Origin of the sequence: Microbacterium testaceum (assembly GCF_006539145.1) — a bacterium.
Classification (GTDB): Bacteria; Actinomycetota; Actinomycetes; order Actinomycetales; family Microbacteriaceae; genus Microbacterium; species Microbacterium testaceum.
The window spans coordinates 32,704-49,685 of sequence record NZ_BJML01000014.1 but is presented as its reverse complement, the minus strand read 5'-3'; the positions used below and the strand labels follow the sequence as shown (position 1 = coordinate 49,685).

Sequence of the window (16,982 nt, the reverse complement as noted above, 5' to 3'; positions counted from 1 at the left end):
AGTCTCTCGACCTACCCGTGAGGCAGTTCACTTCATTTGACCTGCGGACTCGACAACCAAACCAGCGCAATTGAGCTTCGCTAAGAAGCAGTCAGACTGAGTTTGTGTGCCGAGTGGCAGGATCCCAACTGTAGACCAAAGAGTCGAAACTCTCAAGTGTTGGTGTTGGGGGTGCTTCGCCGCTTGAGAGGACGCGGGGCCTTTCGGCCGCTCCGCTCTCCCCTGTGGGGCGAACATGTAAGAGCTTACGTGCGACCCCGGGTTCGGTCGAACTCATGCGCTTCCCGGGCGTGTCGCGAAGCTGATTCCGCGGAATTCCGCGGAAGTCGGTGGACTCAGAGGAACCGAGGGGCTCCGCCCCACGCGCCCAGCCACGCTTCGACCGACGGTTCCGCCCGCAGGACGTGCATGCCCTCGATGACGCGAGTGGTCTCTGCGTGCCCCGACCTCGTGCTCCACCGTGTGCTCCTGGCGCGGGCCCGGCGGCTCGTCGCCGACCCGAGCGGCACCCCCTCCGCAGACCGCAGATGCACTCGTCCCACGTCACCTTCGCCGAGGACGGCGAGGGCATCGCTCAGCGCATCGGGACGCAACACGACCACCGGGTGCTCCAGCTCCACCCTCACGCGCGGGTCCTCGATGACGGCAGAGCGAACGCGGGGGTCAGCGCGCAGCGCGGCCGCATCCGGGACCGGCGCCATCACGACAGCGGCTCTCGGCAGCGCCGCAAGGAGCGAGTCGGCGCACACGAACGCGGCCGCGGTCGTCGTCACCGGCACGCGTACCTCGATGTCGGGCATCGCGGGAAGGAGACCTCGTGCCGCTGACCCATCGACGGGGATCTTCGTCACCAGCTGAATCGACTGCCGATTGCCCTCGGCGTCACGCTCGGAGTCCCCCCGGCCCGCCCAGTCCGGGCCGTCGTGCCAGGCCACGGCATCCGGAACATGCGCGAGAACCGCGCCGGCTTGCCAGCACCGGTGCGCCCATTCCCAATCCTCTCCTCCGTACGACGAGAAGGTCTCGTCGAAACCGCCCACCTCGTCGAAGAATGATCGGGAGCAGGCGACGACGGCGCTGATGACATACCGATAGGACCGGTCGTCGGCGAGCAGGAGATTCTGGCTGCGCTGGTACGCGTCTCGGAGCCAGGCCGGTTCGGGGAGTTCCCGTGCGGGACCGCATTCCTCGACCGGGATCTGGGCCGGGACGCCCGCGAAGTCCGCGTGTCGACGGCGCCCCACCGTCACCGCCTCGGACAGGAGTGCGGGAAGACGCGAGATCCGTCGCACGTACTCGGGTTCCGGGCTGGTGTCGGCATCCAAGAAGCAGAGAACATCGCCCGACGCGGCCGCCGCTCCCAGGTTTCGAGCGGCAGCCGCGCGGAAACCGCGGTCCTCCTGACGAACCAGCAGGACGCCCTCTGGGACCGACGGCGCCTCGGGAGAGCCGTCGTCGGCGACGATGATCTCGAGACGGTTGCGCGGGTGATCCTGTCGGCGGAGAGCCTCGAGGGTGCGGGCGAGTTCCGCCGGCTGAGCGTAATGGGTGACGATGACGCTCACGCGCGGCGGTTGGGGCTCGAGGTGTGCGACCAGGTCCCAGCGGTTGCCCGGCACCCATGGCATCCGGTCGTTCCAGGGGGTGTCCCCCGTCATGACGTGACCTCGCTCCACCAGCGGAGGTACGCGCGGGCGGCGTCAGCGTGTCCGAAAGGAACAGGGTGCTGGCCGTGCCATGTGGAGGGTGCGTCGACACGGGCGGCGGAGATCGCCGCCGCGAGGGCGTCCGGCTCGACGAGGGTGACGGTGTCGGGCCTGAGCGCGGCCATCTCGTCGTTGTAGCGGTTGCGGACGGCGAGAGGACGGCGTCCCCAGCCGATCCACGAGGCCAGAGAGCCCGACGCCGAGACATGCCGGTGCGCGATCACCGGGACGGCGATGCGACGCACCCGGTCGGCCATCTCGGCGTCGTCGAGCCACCCGGTCACTTCCACCGACACCCCCCGCGCGCCGGCGAGTCGCGCGAAGGCGTCGAGGTCGCCCGCGTGGCCGTCGGAGGCGCGTCCGAGCACGGTCAGTCGCGTCAGCCCCGCGGTGGCAGCGGCTTCGAGCGCCTCGTCATGACCCTTGCCGGGGTAGAAGTATCCGAGGACGCCGACGGAGTCGTCGACCTCCGGCGTTGCGAGCGGCACGGCCACGGAATCGACCGGGAGAGGCACGACGGCGACCGGGCCGTCGAAGACGCCCTCTTCGCGCAGCAGTTCGCGCTCATGGGCGCTGTTGACGACGACCCCGCGCGACGCCTCGGTCACGGCGCGATAGAAGGCTCGGCGCCGCGGGCGGTTGCGTTCGCCGTCGGATTCCTGCGGCACGTCGTGCAGCGTCACGGTGAGCGGATGCCGGGCGGCGAGGCCCGTGAGCGCGTGCGTCGCCTCCTCGGGCGATGCTCCCCACAGGCGGTCGGTGACGTGAGCGTGCACCGGCGTCCCTTCGGGGAGGGCGGCGAGAGCATCGACGGTCGTGATCCGCGCGTGCGGCTCCGCCGCCACGACTTCGGCCGCGATCTGCCGGGCGTAGACCGCGACGCCGTGCGGGCCGGGATGGACGAGGAGCACCGGGAGGGTGGCATCCGGGATCGAGATCTTCGAACTCATGCGGCGGCGCTCCAGGTGCGCAGCAGCGGGGCCATACGGTCGACGACGGCGGCGAGGAGGGCGGGACGTTTCGCGTAATAGGCGAGGTGGGCGCGGCGCACGGCGTCGGCCGAGACGGTCTCGCCGGCCACGATCCATTCGGGGCGAGGTGCGGCGTCGAGGTTCCACGCGTCGACGACCCACGATTCGAGCGGCGCGCGCACCGAAGCGAGGATCGGCCGCCCCGGGTCGACGACGCGTCCGGGCGAGCCCAGTGCCTCGACGATGCGCTCCCCCAGGGGCAGGAAGAGGGCGTTGCCGGGGTGATTGACCGTGCGCGCGAGGTCTTCGACGACGGGAGAGAAGAGGTCGGATGCCGCGACGTCGAGGCCGAGGGCCTCGCGGCGACGCAGTTCCGCAACGGAGGCGTCGGCCAGAGCGCGAACCGCCGAGGCGGGAAGGTGCGCGGGCACGCTCAGCCCGGCCGCTTCGGCGACCGTGCGGACGTCGTGATAGGCCACCAGGGGCGGGTCCTCGGGGAACGCGGGGAGTCGGAGCACCGCCTGGAACGGGTGCAGACCCGCGAAGCGAACAGCGGGAACGAGCACCACGCGGGCGCCGGAAGGAAGCGAAGCCCGCAACTGCGCGGTGCCGAGCGGGAGGCCGCGGTAGTCGTCGCGGATGGGCTGCGACACGAGGAAGGACGCCCCCGCGAGCAGAGCGTGCAGACGGGACGCTTCGGCGGCGTCGAGCTCGTGCACGGCGGGGATCCGCACGGCCGGCAGCTGTTCGGAGGCGATGACGAGCCGCAGGGACTCGGCCTGGCAGTTGCCGACGACGACGCCGTAGCCGTCGGGGGCGGGTGCGTCGCCGAAGAACTCGGCGTAGTGGACACGACGCGCTATCACCGCGTCGCCGTGGTCCGCAAGGCTTGTCGCGCCTGCCCTCTCCGCACCCATGATGTGAACGTATCCGTCGGTGTCGTCGTCGTCCCAACCGCCCCGTTGCATTGCGATGTGCCTGGCGATGCGGTACGCGCACCGTCACGCACGCAATCACGAGGAGGAGAGAAGATCGTCGTCACCCCCATTCGAGTCGCCGCCGTTCCCTCGGCCCATCCCTACGTCGCCGCCATCGCGGATCCGCACCACGTTCGCGTGCTGGCCGACCCGCCGCCGCCGGGAGCTCCGGCCGGCCAGTGGTGGCCCCCGCAGGTCCTGCTGCCGGCGTGGCTCGAGGCGAACGTCGAAGATTTCGACCTGGTCCACGTGCATTTCGGGATCGAGTCGTACAGCCCCGCGGAACTCGAGGACACGGTCGCGACCCTGCGCCGCCTCGGTCGGCCATTGGTCTACACGGTGCACGATCTGGAGAACCCCCAGCTGAGCGCGCAGGACGAGCACCGCGCTTCGCTCGCCGTGCTCGCCGCCGCAGCGGACGAGCTCATCACCCTCACCGACACCGCCGGGGCCGAGGTGCACACGATCGCGCACCGCGCCACGACCGTGATCCCGCATCCGACCCTCCTCGGAGACGATCCGCGTCCGACCGGATCGGCCCACGACACCACCCGTGTGGGCGTTCACCTGCGCGACCTCCGCCCCAACATCGACGGCGTCGGAACCACCGCCACGCTCGTGCGGGCCATTTCCGACCTGCGCGCTCAGGGAGCGCGCGTCGAGGCCGTCGTGCGGGTGAACGAGCGGGTACGCGACGAGGAGGCCGCGGCATCCATCGATCTGCTGGTCGCGGGGACCGAGGGCGTCCGCGTCGAGCGCGGGCCCCGTCTCGACGACGACGCGCTCGCCCGCTGGCTCGCCGACCTCGACGCGTGCGTGCTGCCCTACCGACACGGCACGCAGTCGGGATGGGCCGAGCTCTGCTACGACCTGGCCGTCCCAGTGATCGGTACGCGCATCGGACACATCGCGGCTCAGCATCCGGACGATTTCCACACCTTCGACGTGGGTGAGCCCGTGTCCCTCGCGCGAGCGATCCTCGACGCCACGCACGAGGTGTGGTCCACGCCCGGTTCCGCTCGACGCGAGGGCGAAGTCCTGCGCCGACGCAGCGAGCGCTCCGCGGAGCTCGAGGACGTGCGATCAGCGCACCTCGCCGTCTATCGCCGCGTGCTCGCCGCCGAGGTGGCCGCGTGATCCGCGGGCAGCGGCCGCTGCGCGTGCTGGTCGTCGCGCCGTCGCGCTACCCGCTTCGACAACCACACGCGGGCGGCCTCGAGGCCACCGTCTGGGATCGGGTGCGCTGGCTCCGTTCCCGCGGACACCAGGTCACCCTGTGCGCGGCGGAGGGTTCCGACTTCCTCGACGACGTGCCCGAGTTCCGCCTTCCCGCGCCGGAGTGGACGCGGCCGGAGCACTCCTCCGACACCGAGTACCCGCGGGGATACGCCGAAGCCGTCGACGCGGCCTTCGACGCCGCCCGGGACCGGCTGATCGCCGACCGCCATCACTTCGACGTCGTCGACAACCACAGCCTGCACCCGGCTCCCATCCGCTGGAGCGTCGAGGCCGACATCCCCGTCGTCACGACCCTGCACACGCCTCCGCTGGAGGCCCTGCTCGAGGCGGCAGCCGAGGTGTCCGAGGCCTCCCATCGGTTCGTCGCCGTGAGCCAGGCCACCGCGCGCGCCTGGTCGGTCGAGGGCGTCGACGCATTCGTCTTCCCCAACGGTGTCGACACCGATCAGTGGATCCGCGGTGCGGGCGGACCCTCGTGGGTCTGGTCGGGGCGCGTCGTCCCCGAGAAGGCCCCCCACCTGGCGATCGAGGCGGCGCGCGAGGCCGATGCGCACATCGTGCTGGCCGGGCGGATCGGCGATGTGGACTATTTCGAGCAGGAGATCGTCCCCCGTCTCGGCGTGCACGCGCGATACGTCGGCCCGCTTCACCAGGCCGATCTCTGCCGCCTGGTCGGGTCTTCGGCGGTCGCTCTCGTGACGCCGATGTGGGAGGAGCCGTTCGGGCTCGTGATCGCCGAGGCCCTCGCGACCGGGACTCCCGTCGCGGCCTTCGACATCGGCGGCGTCTCCGAGGTGCTCGCGGGCATGCCGGGTTCGGCGACGGTCATGCCCGGCGACATCGTCGCCCTCGCGAAGGCCGCCGCCCACCTCGCCGCCGAGGGCGTTCGCGAGCCGCTCACGCGCGTGTGGACACGCCAAGCCGCGGTACGTCAGCATTCCCTCGCTCACCGGCACCGCGAGGTCGAGCGCGTGCTCACCCACGTCGCGCAGCCCGCCGCCGCGCGCAGGGTGCCGGCGGTGTCGTGGTGATCGGCTGGTACGTCCACCATCACGGCTACGGGCATGTCGCGCGGTTCCTCGCGGTGACCCCGCACCTGCGGACGCCCGTCGTCGCCTTCTCGTCGATGCCCCGCCCGGCGGGCCTTGCTGCGGGGGTGGACTGGATCGAACTGCCCCCGGATGCCGACCCCTTCCCCCGGGCCGATGGGTCGACGGCCGATCCGCGAGACGCCGACCCCACGGTGCGCGGTCATCTGCACTGGGCACCGCACGATCACCCGGGCCATCGCGACCGTCTGGCACTCATCGCTTCGACCGCCGCCGAACGGTCCGTGACGGCCCTGGTGGTGGACGTGAGCGTCGAGGTCGTGGCGCTCGCGCGCCTGCTCGGACTGCGCACCCTCGCCATGACGCAGCCCGGGACGCGCACGGACGCGCCGCACGCGCTCGCCTACGACCTCGCCGACGCCATCCTCGCGCCCTGGCCGCGCGGCGCCGTCTGCGCCGACGCACTGACGGCGCACGCCGATCGCGTGGTCTGGACGGGCGGGATCTCGCGCTTCGACGGACGCGAACGCGACGCACCGCGCGAGGAACGGTCGGTGCTGCTGCTGGGCCGGGTGGTCGACGAGCACGTCCGCGAGGATGCCGTCGCACGGCTTCGCGAGCGGGGATGGGACGTCACCTCGGCGGGACACGACCCCTCTTCCCGGGTCGACGATCCGTGGCCGCTGCTCGCACGCAGCACGGTCGTGGTGAGCGCCGCCGGGCAGAACAGCGTGGCGGATCTGGCTGCAGCGGGCGCGCGTGCAGTGGTCGTCGCGCAGGAGCGCCCGTTCGACGAGCAGCGGGACACGGCCGCAGCGCTCGAGCGGTGGGGGCTCGCCCGGCAGGGCGGCAGCGGCATCGACGCCGCGGGTCTCGTGGCGCTCGTCGAGCTCGCCGCCGGAGACGACCCCGACTGGTCGCGGTGGCAGGTCGACGGAGCGGCCGCGCGCATGGCCGCGGCGATCGAGGCGGCGCTGCCGTGAAGACCGCCGTCCTCACGGTCGCCTCGCGATCCCGGCGGGAGCACCTGGACCGCCAACGACGCGTGCTCGCCGAGGTCGCCGACGACATCGTGCGCGTCGAGGTCTGGCTCGATGAGACACCGCCGACCGACGTCCCGGATGCCGGCACCCTCACGCTGCACGTTCCACCGGGGTCGACGGGGCTCCGCGTCGGCGAAGGTCGCAACCGTGCCGCCGCGGCGGCCATCGAGGCAGGGGCCGAGCTGCTCGTCTTCCTCGACGTGGACTGCCTGCCCGGCGCCGACCTGCTTTCCGCATACCGGACCGCGGCCTCGAGCAACCCCGACGCCGTCCTCTCGGGAGCGGTCACGTACCTGGTGAGCGTGCAGCGGCCGGAAACGGCATCCGATCTGCCCTTCCTCACCCGTCCCCACCGGGCCCGGCCCGCCCTGCCCGCCGGTGCGACCCGCCGAGCGACCCCGGAGGAGTACGACCTGTTCTGGTCGCTGTCCTTCGCCGTCACCCCCGCGACGTGGAAGCGCATCGGGGGGTTTCACCCGGGCTACGAGGGGTACGGCGCGGAAGACACCGACCTCGCCTGGACGGCGCGAGCGGCCGACATCGAGATGCTCTGGGTGGGCGGCGCGGACGCGTACCACCAGTGGCATCCGGTGTCTTCTCCCCCGTGGCAGCATCTCGACGACATCCTGCGCAACGGCGCCACCTTCCACGAACGGTGGGGCGTGTGGCCGATGGGCGGGTGGCTCGAGGCGTTCGCAGCGGCCGGGGCCATCGAGCGACGCGAGGACGGGTGGGCGCGGGTGCGCTGAATCCCGATCAGCGCACGACCTCGCGGAGCGCGTCGACGATGCGCGTCGCGCGGGGATCGTCGGCCTCCATCCAGTTGGTCACGAAGGCGAATCCGATCCGGGAGTCGAGGTCGGCGAACGCCACCTGACCACCGGCTCCATCGTGCCCGAAGCTCGTGGGGCCCAGGTAACGGCGGGCCTCGGAGTCGAGCTGGAAGCCGGCCGCCCACCGCGGCCACGGCGCAGGAGCGGCGAAGACCGGCGGACCGGCGGTCCGTTCCCGCGTCACCACCCGAAGGGTCTCGTCGTCCAGGAGGCGGACGCCCTCGGTGACGGCGACGGTGGCGGACCACATCGCCGCGACGGCACGAGCGGTGGCGATGGCGCCGGCGCCGGGGATGACCGCGGCGCGGACGTCGTCGGCATTGAAGCCGTCGTCATCGGTGACCAGCGTCTCGGGGAGCGCGCCGCCGAGGGTCATCGCCCGCTCGAGCCAGTCGGTGGTCGCGGGTTCCCGCCCCTCCCGCTGCCGGGCCACATGAGCGGCCAGCGTGGGCCCGACGCGCAGGTGCGCGACGGATGCCGCGACCTCGGGCGGCATCCCGAGCCATGCGCCCCCGCCCACGGCCGCCGCCATCTCGGCGAAGGCCGCTCCCGGTTCCGTCGCGCCGGCGCGACGAACGATCTCTCCGGAGATCCAGCCGTGGGTGAGCGCGTGATAGGCCCATCCCTCGCCCGGTTGCCACAAGGGTTGCTGTCGCGCGAGCAGAGCCGCCATCGCGTCGAAGTCGAGGAGCTGCGCGCGCGAGACGTCCTCTCTGGGAGCCGACACTCCGGCGCGGTGGGCGAGGGCGTCACCGACGCTCACCCGGTCCTTCCCGCGCGCACCGAACTCGGGCCAGAGCGCACTGAGAGGCTCATCGAGGTCGAGACGGCCCGACGCGACCAGCCGCGCCGCCAGGATCGCCATGAGGCCCTTGGTGCAGGAGAACACCACGGACGGCGTCTCGCGCTGCCATCGTCTACCGTCGCGACTGTCGGCCACGCCGCCCCACAGGTCGAGGACGCTGCGACCCTCCACGCGCACAGCGAGAGCGCCGCCCATCTCGGGCAGCCCCTCGAAGGCGGCGGCGAACGCGTCGGCGACGGCCTCGAACCCGGGGGCGACGGTGCCCTCCACAGCCGTCACCGGAGCGCTCCCTCGGTCTCGAGGCGGTCGTCGTTCCATCGCACCGCCACGGGATCGGAGAGCGTTCCGACGAAGACCCCGTCGGAGCTCGTGTTCTCAAAAGCAAGCATGACGGAGCGACCCTCGGCGTCCTGCGCGATGCGACCGCTGTACAGGCTCTCGTCGGTCACGAGGGTGGCGCGCTCCACCGGATACGGCCCCCGCGGATCGTCGAGGGCGACGGCCCAGATCCCGCCGACCTGCCCTTCTCTCGCTCCGGCGAGATGCGCGGAGTCGCACGAGAACAGCAGGACCCACCGTCCCTCGACGTGCACGACCTGCGGCACCTCGAGGTGGGCGAATCCCGCGCCCGGGGCACTGAGCGGAGGCCGCACCTCCCAACGGCGCAGATCGGCCGACCAGGCGTGACCGATCACCCCGCGGTCGCGCGAGACACCCTCCCGCGCACGAGCGGTGACGAGCATGTGCCAGCCGTCCCCGTCCGGGTCGGCGAACACCCACGGATCGCGCCAGGCTTCTTCGTGCCAGGTTCCGTGCGCGAGCGTCTCGTACCACCGGGGGTCGGCGGAGACGACCACAGCCGGGTCCTTCGTCCATGCGGCGAGGTCGTCCGAGGCGGCGGCCAGCACCGTCTCGACGTTCGTGATCTCGCCCTCGCGGAGAAACCGCGATCCGGTGTAGAACATGCGCCAGTCGGCATCCGTCCGCACGATGCTGCCCGTCCAGGTGGCCGTGGCGTCGGGGGCCTGACCGCCCGACGGCTCCAGCACCGTCCCGTGGACGGTCCACGAGCGCAGGTCGTCGGAGGTGGCGTAGCCGACACTGGCGTTGCGATGGCGCAGATCCGGGTCGCCGAGGCTCATGGGCGCCTGGAGGAACATCATGTGGTGGGTGTCGCCGTCGTGGGCGAACCAGAAGTCCCAGACCCAGTGGTCGGGCAGCGTGAACGTCATGGGGATCCGTTTCGAGATGGTGGGAGCGCTCAGCCCTTGACCGCGCCCTGGACGAGGGCGCGGATGAACTGGCGCTGGAAGACGAGGAACAGCAGGACGGCGGGAGTGATGATGATCAGGGCCCCCGCATTCAGCAGCGGGATGCTCAGCGAGTACTGGCCCTGGAAGAAGGTCAGGGCGCCCGCAACCGTCCGCTGCAGTGGGTCGGCGATGAGGACGACGGGAAGCAGGAACTGGTTCCACGTCCAGATGAACAGCAGGATCGCCAGGGCCGACAGAGCGGGGGCCGCCAACGGCAGCTGGATGCTGCGGAACTCGCGCCAGATCGACGCGCCGTCCACCCGCGCCGCCTCGGAGAGCTCGCGCGGCACGTTGATGAAGTGGGCGCGCATCCAGAAGACGCCAAAGGGCATGTAGAGCCCGATCAGGGGGAAGATCACCGCCCACGGGGTGTTCACGGTGCCCAACGACTGCGCTTGGTAGTACAGCGGGATGATCAGGGCCTCGAATGGGATGGTGAGCCCGAGAACGAAGAACACCAGGATGCCGCGACCGAAGCGCACCTGAAGGGATCCCAGCGCGAATCCGGCGAGGGTCGCGGCCACCAGACTCACCGGCACGACTCCGAGGACGATCAGCAGGCTGGAACCCATGAGCTGCCAGACGTGACCCGTCTCGAAGGCCGTGGCGAAGTTCCCCCACTGCGGATCGGTCGGCCAGGTCAGCCCCGTCGGGTTGCGGTCGGCCGGCTGCAGGGCGGCCGACAGCATGCTGATCAGCGGCAGGAGCGTCACGATCGCGGCGACGCTGAGGAGGAGGATGCCGAGCAGGCGCTCGGTGCGGCTGGCGATCACGAGTCGCTCGCTCTCGAGAGGCGTTGGATGGGAAGGACCACGACGAGCACGAGCGCCATGAGCACGATGCCGAAGGCGGAGGCCAGGCCCACGTCACTCTGTGTGAAACCGATGCGGAAGATCGACAGGCCGGGAACGAGGGTCGCCCGTCCCGGACCGCCCTGGGTCGAGGTGTAGATGATGTCGAAGCTCGACAGCGCGGCGATGACGGTGACGGTGACGAGCACCGCGATCTCTTGACGCAACCCGGGCAGGGTGATGGTGAAGAACTCGCGCCACCATCCGGCGCCGTCGAGACGGATCGCCTCGTACAGCGACACGTCGATCTTGCCGAGGCCGGTCAGCAGGAGCACGGTGCACAGGCCCGTCAGCACCCACGAACCGATGAGTCCCACCGCGGGGAGGGCGGTGCCGTAGTCGGCGAGCCACGGCCGCGTGATCCAGCCGAGGCCGACCCCTCCGAGGATCTGGTTGATCGCACCGGTCTGGGCGTACATCCACGACCAGGCGATACCCGCCGCGGCCAGCGGGATGATCTGCGGGAGGAAGAGGACGGTCTGCGCGGCCGCCGCGAATCCCTTGTATCGGATGCCGCGGATGAGCGTGGCCAGGACGAGTCCCAGGCTCACGGGAATCACGGTGAAGAACGCGATCAGGATGAAGGCGTTGCGGATGGCGCCGAGGAGGTCGGGGTCGGTGAAGACGGTGAGGTAGTTGCCGAAGCCCACCCATCGGGCGACGCCGATACCGTTCCAGTCGTAGAACGAGTACTGCACGCCTTGGAGGAGCGGCCAGACCACGAACGCGACGTAGAACCCCAGCGCCGGCACGAGCAGCAGCCATCCGGTGCGGGCCGCCCGTCGGGCCACCGCGCGTGCGGCAGCCCGACGAGGAGGTGCGGTCGTCGTCGCCGGAGGGGCGCCGTCGGGTCGAGGGGCCGCCGCGACGGCGACCGCACGATCGGTCATTACTTGCCGACCTCGCTCTCGTAGAACTTCTGCACGCGGTCGACGAAGTCCTGACCGGTAATCTGACTGGTCACCAGCAGCTGCGACTCGGGGATGATCGAGCCGGCGTAGATTCCCGCGGTGGTGTTGGCCATGAAGTCGACCTGCCCGTTCTCGGCGCCAATCTGCGCGGACATCTTCAGGGCGTTCTCGATCAGCGAGCCGGACTCCACCGTGGGCAGGTCCTGCGCCGGGTCGCCACCGGGCGACGCCCCCGTGACATCGACGATGATCTGTCGGGCCGTGGGGTCGGTGTGCACCCAGTTGAGGAAATAGACGATCTCGTTGATGTGCGGCGACTTCGCCGCGACCGAGAACGAGTTCGCCGCTCCCATCGCGACGTGGTCGACTCCCGCCTCTGCGGGCGGCACCAAGAAGAACTCGACGTTCGAGCCGAGTGCCTTCTGATAGTTCGCGGCCTCCCAGTTGCCGTTGAAGGTGAAGAGGCCCTCTCCGCCGGAGAACCGGCTCGTGAAGGTGAAGTAGTCGATCGCGTTGATGTCGGAGGGGAAGTATCCGGCGTCCGCCCACTTGCGCACCAGCTCGGCACCCTCGACGTTTCCGGACTCGTCGTAGCGCGCTCCCGGTTCGTTGAACATCCACGACAGGAATTTGTCCTTGTCGACGTACTGGTTCATCGCGGCCTGCACGACGAAGTTGACGACGCCGTCCTTGTCGCCCGCCATGATCGGCAGGATGCCGGCGGCCTTCGCCTTCGCCATGTCGGCCTCGAGCTCGGCCAGTGTCTGCGGCGGAGAGTCGATGCCCACCTGCGCGGCCAAGGTGGTGTTCATGTAGATCCCGGTGATGCTGTAGCCGAGGCCGAGCTGGTACAGCGAGCCGGAACCGCGCACGCCGTCGTCGTTCATCCGGAGGGGAGCGAGCTGAGACGCGGGCCACGCGCTCCATCCGTACGCGTCGAAATAGGGGTCGAGGTTCGCGACCAGACCGTCGCGGACCGTGTCGCCGAGCGTGGGGAGGCGGATGAGGTCGGGCGGCGTCGCACTGGCGAGGAGCTTCGGGGCGTTCGCGGTGAGGTTCTGGAACGTGTCGCGGTTGATCGTGAAGGTCACGTTCGGGTGCTGCTTGGTGAACTCCTGGGTCAGCTTGTCGGTGACCGGGAAGCCCGTCTCATCGGCGATCGTGAGCTGGACGGGGTCGCTCGTCAGCTCGGTGCTCACCTGGACGTCGTTCTGCGCGGCGGGGGCGGCGCTTCCGGGAGCACAACCGGTGAGCGCGGCGCCGGTGAGGCCCGCGATGGTCAGCAGCGCCAGGGATACCCCTCGGCGACGGCGCGGGAAACGGGTGTTCATGTCGACTCCTTCGTCAATGCTGCGGTGCCGGCGCTCGGGCGGTTCCGGCGTCGGGACTTCTGGTGCGATACCCTTGCTGAAAGGATTTAGCAGGATTATTTATACAGACCTCCACGGCGCTGTCAAGATCGCTGCGAAGATCGTGACCGCGGCATCGAGGCCGCAGAACGGGGGCATCGATGGGCAAGAGGGTCACGCTGGCCGACGTCGCACGCCTGGCCGGTTTGTCTCCCGCGGCGGCGTCGATGATCCTGAACGGCCGACCCGACACCCGGTTGTCGCAGGACGCTCACGAACGCGTCCACGCCGCGGCGGCCGAGCTCGGCTACCGCCCGAACATGGCCGCTCGGGCACTGCGCACCGACACCTCGCACACGGTCGGATTCGTCTCCGACCTGGTCGCCACGACCCGATTCGCCAGTGGACTGATCAAGGGCGCCCTCGGTGCGGCCGAGGCAGCGGGGCAAGTGGTGCTCGTGGCCGAGACCGGCGGCGAGCCCGAGCGCGAGGCCGAGGCGGTGTCGGCACTGCTGGACCGCCAGGTCGACGGCATCATCTTCGCCTCGATGCGCGCACGCGAGACCTTCGTCCCGCCACTCCCCTCGAACCTGCGCGTCGTCATGCTGAACGCGACCAACGAGGTGCATCGCTGCAGCGTGCTCCCCGACGAGGAGACCGGCGGCCGGCGGGCGATCGAGCTTCTCGTCGACGCGGGGATCCGCGACGGCATCCTGCTGCTGGGATACGACGCCGAGGCCGAACGGGACCTCTTCCGCTCCGCCACCGTGGCCGCGCGCGTCCGCGGGATCTCGGCGGCGATGGCCGATGCCGGAGCGCGCTTCCTCCACGAGGAATCGATCTGGTTGTGGGAGCCCGCTCCCGGTTACGAGTTCACCGCGCGCCTGCTCGCGAGAGGCCTGCGGCCGCGCGCGATCGTCTGCCTCAACGACCGGCTCGCCTTCGGCGCCCTCCAGGCCCTCGGAGATGCCGGGCTCCGCGTCCCCGAGGACGTCTCGCTCGTCTCGTTCGACAACGACGAGCTCGCCGCCTACCTCCGCCCGGGGCTCACGACCATCGGCCTCCCGCACGAGGACATGGGGCGTCGCGCCGTCGAGCTGCTCCTGTCGCCCGGGGGCCCGCCCGCGGGGCACCACCTCGTCGACATGCCGGTCGTGGTCCGCGAGTCCATCCGGCGTTCCTGAGCGATCGGGCGATCCGCAAACGAGGTCGCGTGTCCGACACATCCGGATCGTCCGAGGGCTCGTCCCGGATGTGTCGGACGCTCGACATCATCGAGGCAGTGCGTGAGCGCACGCACGCCCCGGCACTCGCGGTACCGGGGCGTGCGTGAGGCGTCAGGCGCGGCGGAGCCAGACCGTCGTCTCACCGGGCAGGAGGTCGCCCTCGAGCGCCGTGCTCGACAGCAGCACGTCACCCGAGGGGAGGGCGGCCGGCTCGCTGCCGAAGTTGGTCACGACCGTCCAGCCGTTCGGGCGCTCGAAGGCCACGACCTCGCCGGGAGTGCCGTCGATCCACCGCAGCTGCTCGTCGGTCTGCAGCTCGTGCCGCAGGTCGAGAGCGCGCCGGTACAGCGTCAGCGTCGAGTCGGCATCGCCGTCCTGCGCGTCGACCGCGTAGGAGCCGAACCACTCCGGCTGCGGCAGGTGCGCGCCGCCCCCTCCGAAGCCGAACGCGGGGCCGATCGCGCTCCACGGCAGGGGCACGCGGCATCCGTCCCGACCCTGATCGATGCCGGGGCTGCGGAAGAACGTCGGATCCTGCCGCGCGGCGTCGGGGATCTCGGCCACCTCGTGCAGACCGAGCTCCTCACCCTGGTACAGGTACGCCGAACCGGGCAGGCCCAGGACGAACATCGCGGCGGCGCGGGCTCGGCGCTCTCCGCGCGCGGCATCGAGCGTCGGCGACTGTCCCCCGGACAGCAACCACTCGTTGCCGTGCTTGAGGGTCGGGCGTCCGTCGTCCCCGCGCTCGGCATCGGGCAGCCCGTAGCGCGTCGCGTGCCGGACGACGTCGTGGTTCGACAGCACCCACGTCGTCGACGATCCCGACTGCGCGGCGAGCGCGAGGTTGTCGGCGACGATGCGGCGGAACTGCGCGGGGTCGAAGTCGGCCTCGAGCAGGTCGAAGTTGAACGCCTGCCCGAGGCTGTCGGCACTCGCGTACAGCGGCACCCGCGAGGGGTGCACCCACGCCTCGGCGACCGCCGTCCGCGGCGGATCGTACGAGTTGAAGACCGCGCGCCACTCGGCGTAGACCTCGTGCACGTCGTCGCGATCGATCATCGGGTGGGAGCCGTCCTGCGGAAGCGCTTCGAGCTCGGCGCGGGAGGGCAGCGGCTCGCTGAGGTCTTTCGTGAGCATGTGCGCCACGTCGATGCGGAAGCCGTCGACTCCCCGGTCGCTCCAGAAACGCAGCGTCGTGACGAAGTCGGCGCGCACCGCGGGGTTCGACCAGTCGAGGTCGGGTTGCGACACGTCGAAGTTGTGCAGGTACCACTGCCCGTCCTCCACCCGCTCCCACGCCGAGCCGCCGAAGATCGACACCCAGTCGGTGGGCGGTTCCCCGCCGTCGGGCCCGGTGCCCTCACGGAAGATGTAACGCGCACGCGCCGCCGACCCGCGGCCCGCGGCCAGCGCCTCCTGGAACCAGGCGTGCCTGTCGGACGTGTGGTTGGGCACGATGTCGACGACGACCCGGATGCCATGGGCGTGCAGCTGCGCGATGAGCTCGTCCATGTCGGCCAGGGTCCCCAGCCGCGGGTCGACGTCGCGGTAGTCGGCGACGTCGTAGCCGCCGTCCGCGAGATCGGAGGGGTAGAAGGGGCTGAGCCAGACGGCATCCACCCCCAGCTCTGCCAGATACGGCACGCGCGAGGTGATTCCGCGGATGTCGCCCAGGCCGTCGCCGTCGGTGTCGGCGAAGCTGCGGGGATACACCTGGTACACCACGGCCTGGCGCCACCAGTCGGGGGCTGCGCTGAGTTCGCGGGTCTGCACGGAGGGTGCGGCGGTGGTCACGTTTTTCCTTTCGAGGGGGGTGGTCGGTCAGCCCTTGACGGCGCCCTGGGTCACGCCCGCCATCACCCAGCGCTGGGTGAAGAGGTAGGCGATGATGGCGGGGGCCATGGCCATGAGGTACGACGCGAAAGCGACGTTGTAGTTGTTGCTGAACTGCGTCTGGAAGAGGTTCTGCCGCACCGGCAGGGTCTGCAGCGCCGGGTCGCTGATGATGAGCGAGGGCATCATGAAGTCGTTCCACGCGTAGAGGAAGGCGAAGATGCCGACGGTGGCGCTCATAGGGGCCAGGAGCGGGAAGATGAGCCGCCAGAACGTCTGCCAGGTCGTCGCCCCGTCGATGCGTGCGCTCTCTTCGAGTTCGAGCGGGATCGACCGGAGGAAGGCCGTGAACAGCAGCACGCTGAAGCTCAGCTGGAACATCGTAGCGAGGATGATCACGCCGACGGGGTTGTCGAGCCCCACCCGACCGGTGAGCTGGATCTGCGGAAGCGCCACGACGGGGAACGGGATGAACATCGCCGCGAGCAGGTAGAAGAACGAGTACCGGAAGAGCTTCCGGTCCCAGTTGCGCGCGATCGCGTACGAGGCGAAGGCGGCGAGCACGATCGTCGCCACGACCGTGCCGGCGGTCACCAGCAGCGAGATCGCCAGACCCACGGGGAACTTCGTCAGCGTCCACGCCTGGACGAAGCCGTCGAAGCTGAGCGGCGAGGGGAACGAGAACGCGTTGCCGTCGACGACCTGCGTGCCGCTCTTCAGCGCCATCGAGACCGTGACGTACAACGGCAGCAGCACCGTAAGGGAACAGAGCACCAGGATCGTCGTCGTCGACCAGTTGATGCGCTCCATGCCGACGCGACGACGGCGGCGGGGAGCCTGGGGGCCCTGACGATCGGGGACGGCGAGCTCGGCCTG

At 70.5% G+C, this 16,982-nt stretch carries 15 protein-coding genes; 5 read left to right on the top strand and 10 right to left on the bottom strand.

Translation table 11 applies throughout. The annotated features are described in order from the left end of the window. Positions 1–335: 335 nt before the first annotated feature. Genes MTE01_RS15875 through MTE01_RS15865 form a run of 3 tightly spaced genes read right to left on the bottom strand, consistent with a single transcriptional unit; the run spans position 336 to position 3,645 of the window. On the bottom strand, positions 336–1,658 hold the full coding sequence (locus tag MTE01_RS15875) for a glycosyltransferase family 2 protein (protein ID WP_246078339.1): 1,323 nt from the start codon (positions 1,656–1,658) through the stop codon (positions 336–338). Continuing rightward, positions 1,655–2,656 carry a glycosyltransferase gene (locus MTE01_RS15870; RefSeq protein WP_141378331.1) on the bottom strand — a complete coding sequence of 334 codons (1,002 nt, stop codon included), beginning with the start codon at positions 2,654–2,656 and terminating at the stop codon, positions 1,655–1,657. The genes MTE01_RS15875 and MTE01_RS15870 overlap by 4 nt, the downstream gene beginning before the upstream one ends. Further along, positions 2,653–3,645, bottom strand: a complete 993-nt coding sequence (locus tag MTE01_RS15865) for a WcbI family polysaccharide biosynthesis putative acetyltransferase (protein WP_170210728.1) — start codon at positions 3,643–3,645, stop codon at positions 2,653–2,655. The genes MTE01_RS15870 and MTE01_RS15865 overlap by 4 nt, the downstream gene beginning before the upstream one ends. 6 nt (positions 3,646–3,651) lie before the next feature. Here MTE01_RS15865 and MTE01_RS15860 point away from each other — a divergent pair, with 6 nt between their 5' ends. From MTE01_RS15860 to MTE01_RS15845, 4 genes are read left to right on the top strand one after another with little or no spacing between them, the layout of a single operon-like run. Then, complete coding sequence (locus MTE01_RS15860; RefSeq protein WP_170210727.1) at positions 3,652–4,791, top strand: glycosyltransferase; 1,140 nt, start codon at positions 3,652–3,654, stop codon at positions 4,789–4,791. Continuing rightward, a complete protein-coding gene (locus MTE01_RS15855; protein WP_218026375.1) occupies positions 4,788–5,924 on the top strand; it encodes a glycosyltransferase in 1,137 nt (378 codons plus the stop codon). The genes MTE01_RS15860 and MTE01_RS15855 overlap by 4 nt, the downstream gene beginning before the upstream one ends. Further along, positions 5,921–6,925, top strand: a complete 1,005-nt coding sequence (locus tag MTE01_RS15850) for a hypothetical protein (RefSeq protein ID WP_174799718.1) — start codon at positions 5,921–5,923, stop codon at positions 6,923–6,925. Before MTE01_RS15855 ends, MTE01_RS15850 begins: the two co-directional genes overlap by 4 nt. Then, positions 6,922–7,734 carry a glycosyltransferase family 2 protein gene (locus MTE01_RS15845; RefSeq protein WP_103208511.1) on the top strand — a complete coding sequence of 271 codons (813 nt, stop codon included), beginning with the start codon at positions 6,922–6,924 and terminating at the stop codon, positions 7,732–7,734. The genes MTE01_RS15850 and MTE01_RS15845 overlap by 4 nt, the downstream gene beginning before the upstream one ends. Before the next feature lie 7 nt (positions 7,735–7,741). Here the strand turns inward: MTE01_RS15845 and MTE01_RS15840 are convergent, their stop codons facing one another. From MTE01_RS15840 to MTE01_RS15820, 5 genes are read right to left on the bottom strand one after another with little or no spacing between them, the layout of a single operon-like run. Next, the gene (locus MTE01_RS15840) at positions 7,742–8,902 is read right to left on the bottom strand and encodes a serine hydrolase domain-containing protein (protein WP_246078338.1); all 1,161 of its coding nucleotides are present in this window, start codon (positions 8,900–8,902) and stop codon (positions 7,742–7,744) included. After that, positions 8,899–9,855, bottom strand: coding sequence for a glycoside hydrolase family 68 protein (locus MTE01_RS15835; protein WP_141378328.1), 957 nt, complete (start codon positions 9,853–9,855; stop codon positions 8,899–8,901). The genes MTE01_RS15840 and MTE01_RS15835 overlap by 4 nt, the downstream gene beginning before the upstream one ends. Positions 9,856–9,884: 29 nt before the next feature. Beyond that, positions 9,885–10,709, bottom strand: a complete 825-nt coding sequence (locus MTE01_RS15830; RefSeq protein WP_094736157.1) for a carbohydrate ABC transporter permease — start codon at positions 10,707–10,709, stop codon at positions 9,885–9,887. Next, positions 10,706–11,677, bottom strand: coding sequence for a carbohydrate ABC transporter permease (locus MTE01_RS15825; protein WP_371861629.1), 972 nt, complete (start codon positions 11,675–11,677; stop codon positions 10,706–10,708). Before MTE01_RS15825 ends, MTE01_RS15830 begins: the two co-directional genes overlap by 4 nt. After that, the gene (locus MTE01_RS15820; RefSeq protein ID WP_141378327.1) at positions 11,677–13,029 is read right to left on the bottom strand and encodes an ABC transporter substrate-binding protein; all 1,353 of its coding nucleotides are present in this window, start codon (positions 13,027–13,029) and stop codon (positions 11,677–11,679) included. Before MTE01_RS15820 ends, MTE01_RS15825 begins: the two co-directional genes overlap by 1 nt. Positions 13,030–13,208: 179 nt before the next feature. Between MTE01_RS15820 and MTE01_RS15815 the strand changes: the two genes are divergently transcribed. Continuing rightward, positions 13,209–14,231 (top strand): LacI family DNA-binding transcriptional regulator, encoded by a 1,023-nt coding sequence (locus MTE01_RS15815; RefSeq protein WP_103208505.1) that lies wholly within the window; start codon positions 13,209–13,211, stop codon positions 14,229–14,231. Positions 14,232–14,384: 153 nt separating this feature from the next. On the opposite strand, the gene MTE01_RS15810 is transcribed toward MTE01_RS15815, so the two are convergent. Both MTE01_RS15810 and MTE01_RS15805 read right to left on the bottom strand, forming a co-directional pair. Beyond that, positions 14,385–16,067 carry a glycoside hydrolase family 13 protein gene (locus tag MTE01_RS15810; protein WP_103208503.1) on the bottom strand — a complete coding sequence of 561 codons (1,683 nt, stop codon included), beginning with the start codon at positions 16,065–16,067 and terminating at the stop codon, positions 14,385–14,387. Between the two features lie 27 nt (positions 16,068–16,094). Then, positions 16,095–16,916 (bottom strand): carbohydrate ABC transporter permease, encoded by an 822-nt coding sequence (locus MTE01_RS15805; protein WP_094736171.1) that lies wholly within the window; start codon positions 16,914–16,916, stop codon positions 16,095–16,097. Positions 16,917–16,982: the final 66 nt, after the last annotated feature.

What these genes read in the sequence shown, in the direction of transcription:
- MTE01_RS15820 (WP_141378327.1), bottom strand. Translation starts at nt 13,029, where the DNA reads ATGAACACCCGTTTCCCGCGCCGTCGCCGAGGGGTATCCCTGGCGCTG.
- MTE01_RS15870 (WP_141378331.1), bottom strand. Translation starts at nt 2,656, where the DNA reads ATGAGTTCGAAGATCTCGATCCCGGATGCCACCCTCCCGGTGCTCCTC.
- MTE01_RS15825 (WP_371861629.1), bottom strand. Translation starts at nt 11,677, where the DNA reads ATGACCGATCGTGCGGTCGCCGTCGCGGCGGCCCCTCGACCCGACGGC.
- MTE01_RS15835 (WP_141378328.1), bottom strand. Translation starts at nt 9,855, where the DNA reads ATGACGTTCACGCTGCCCGACCACTGGGTCTGGGACTTCTGGTTCGCC.
- MTE01_RS15805 (WP_094736171.1), bottom strand. Translation starts at nt 16,916, where the DNA reads ATGGAGCGCATCAACTGGTCGACGACGACGATCCTGGTGCTCTGTTCC.
- MTE01_RS15875 (WP_246078339.1), bottom strand. Translation starts at nt 1,658, where the DNA reads ATGACGGGGGACACCCCCTGGAACGACCGGATGCCATGGGTGCCGGGC.
- MTE01_RS15865 (WP_170210728.1), bottom strand. Translation starts at nt 3,645, where the DNA reads ATGCAACGGGGCGGTTGGGACGACGACGACACCGACGGATACGTTCAC.
- MTE01_RS15815 (WP_103208505.1), top strand. Translation starts at nt 13,209, where the DNA reads ATGGGCAAGAGGGTCACGCTGGCCGACGTCGCACGCCTGGCCGGTTTG.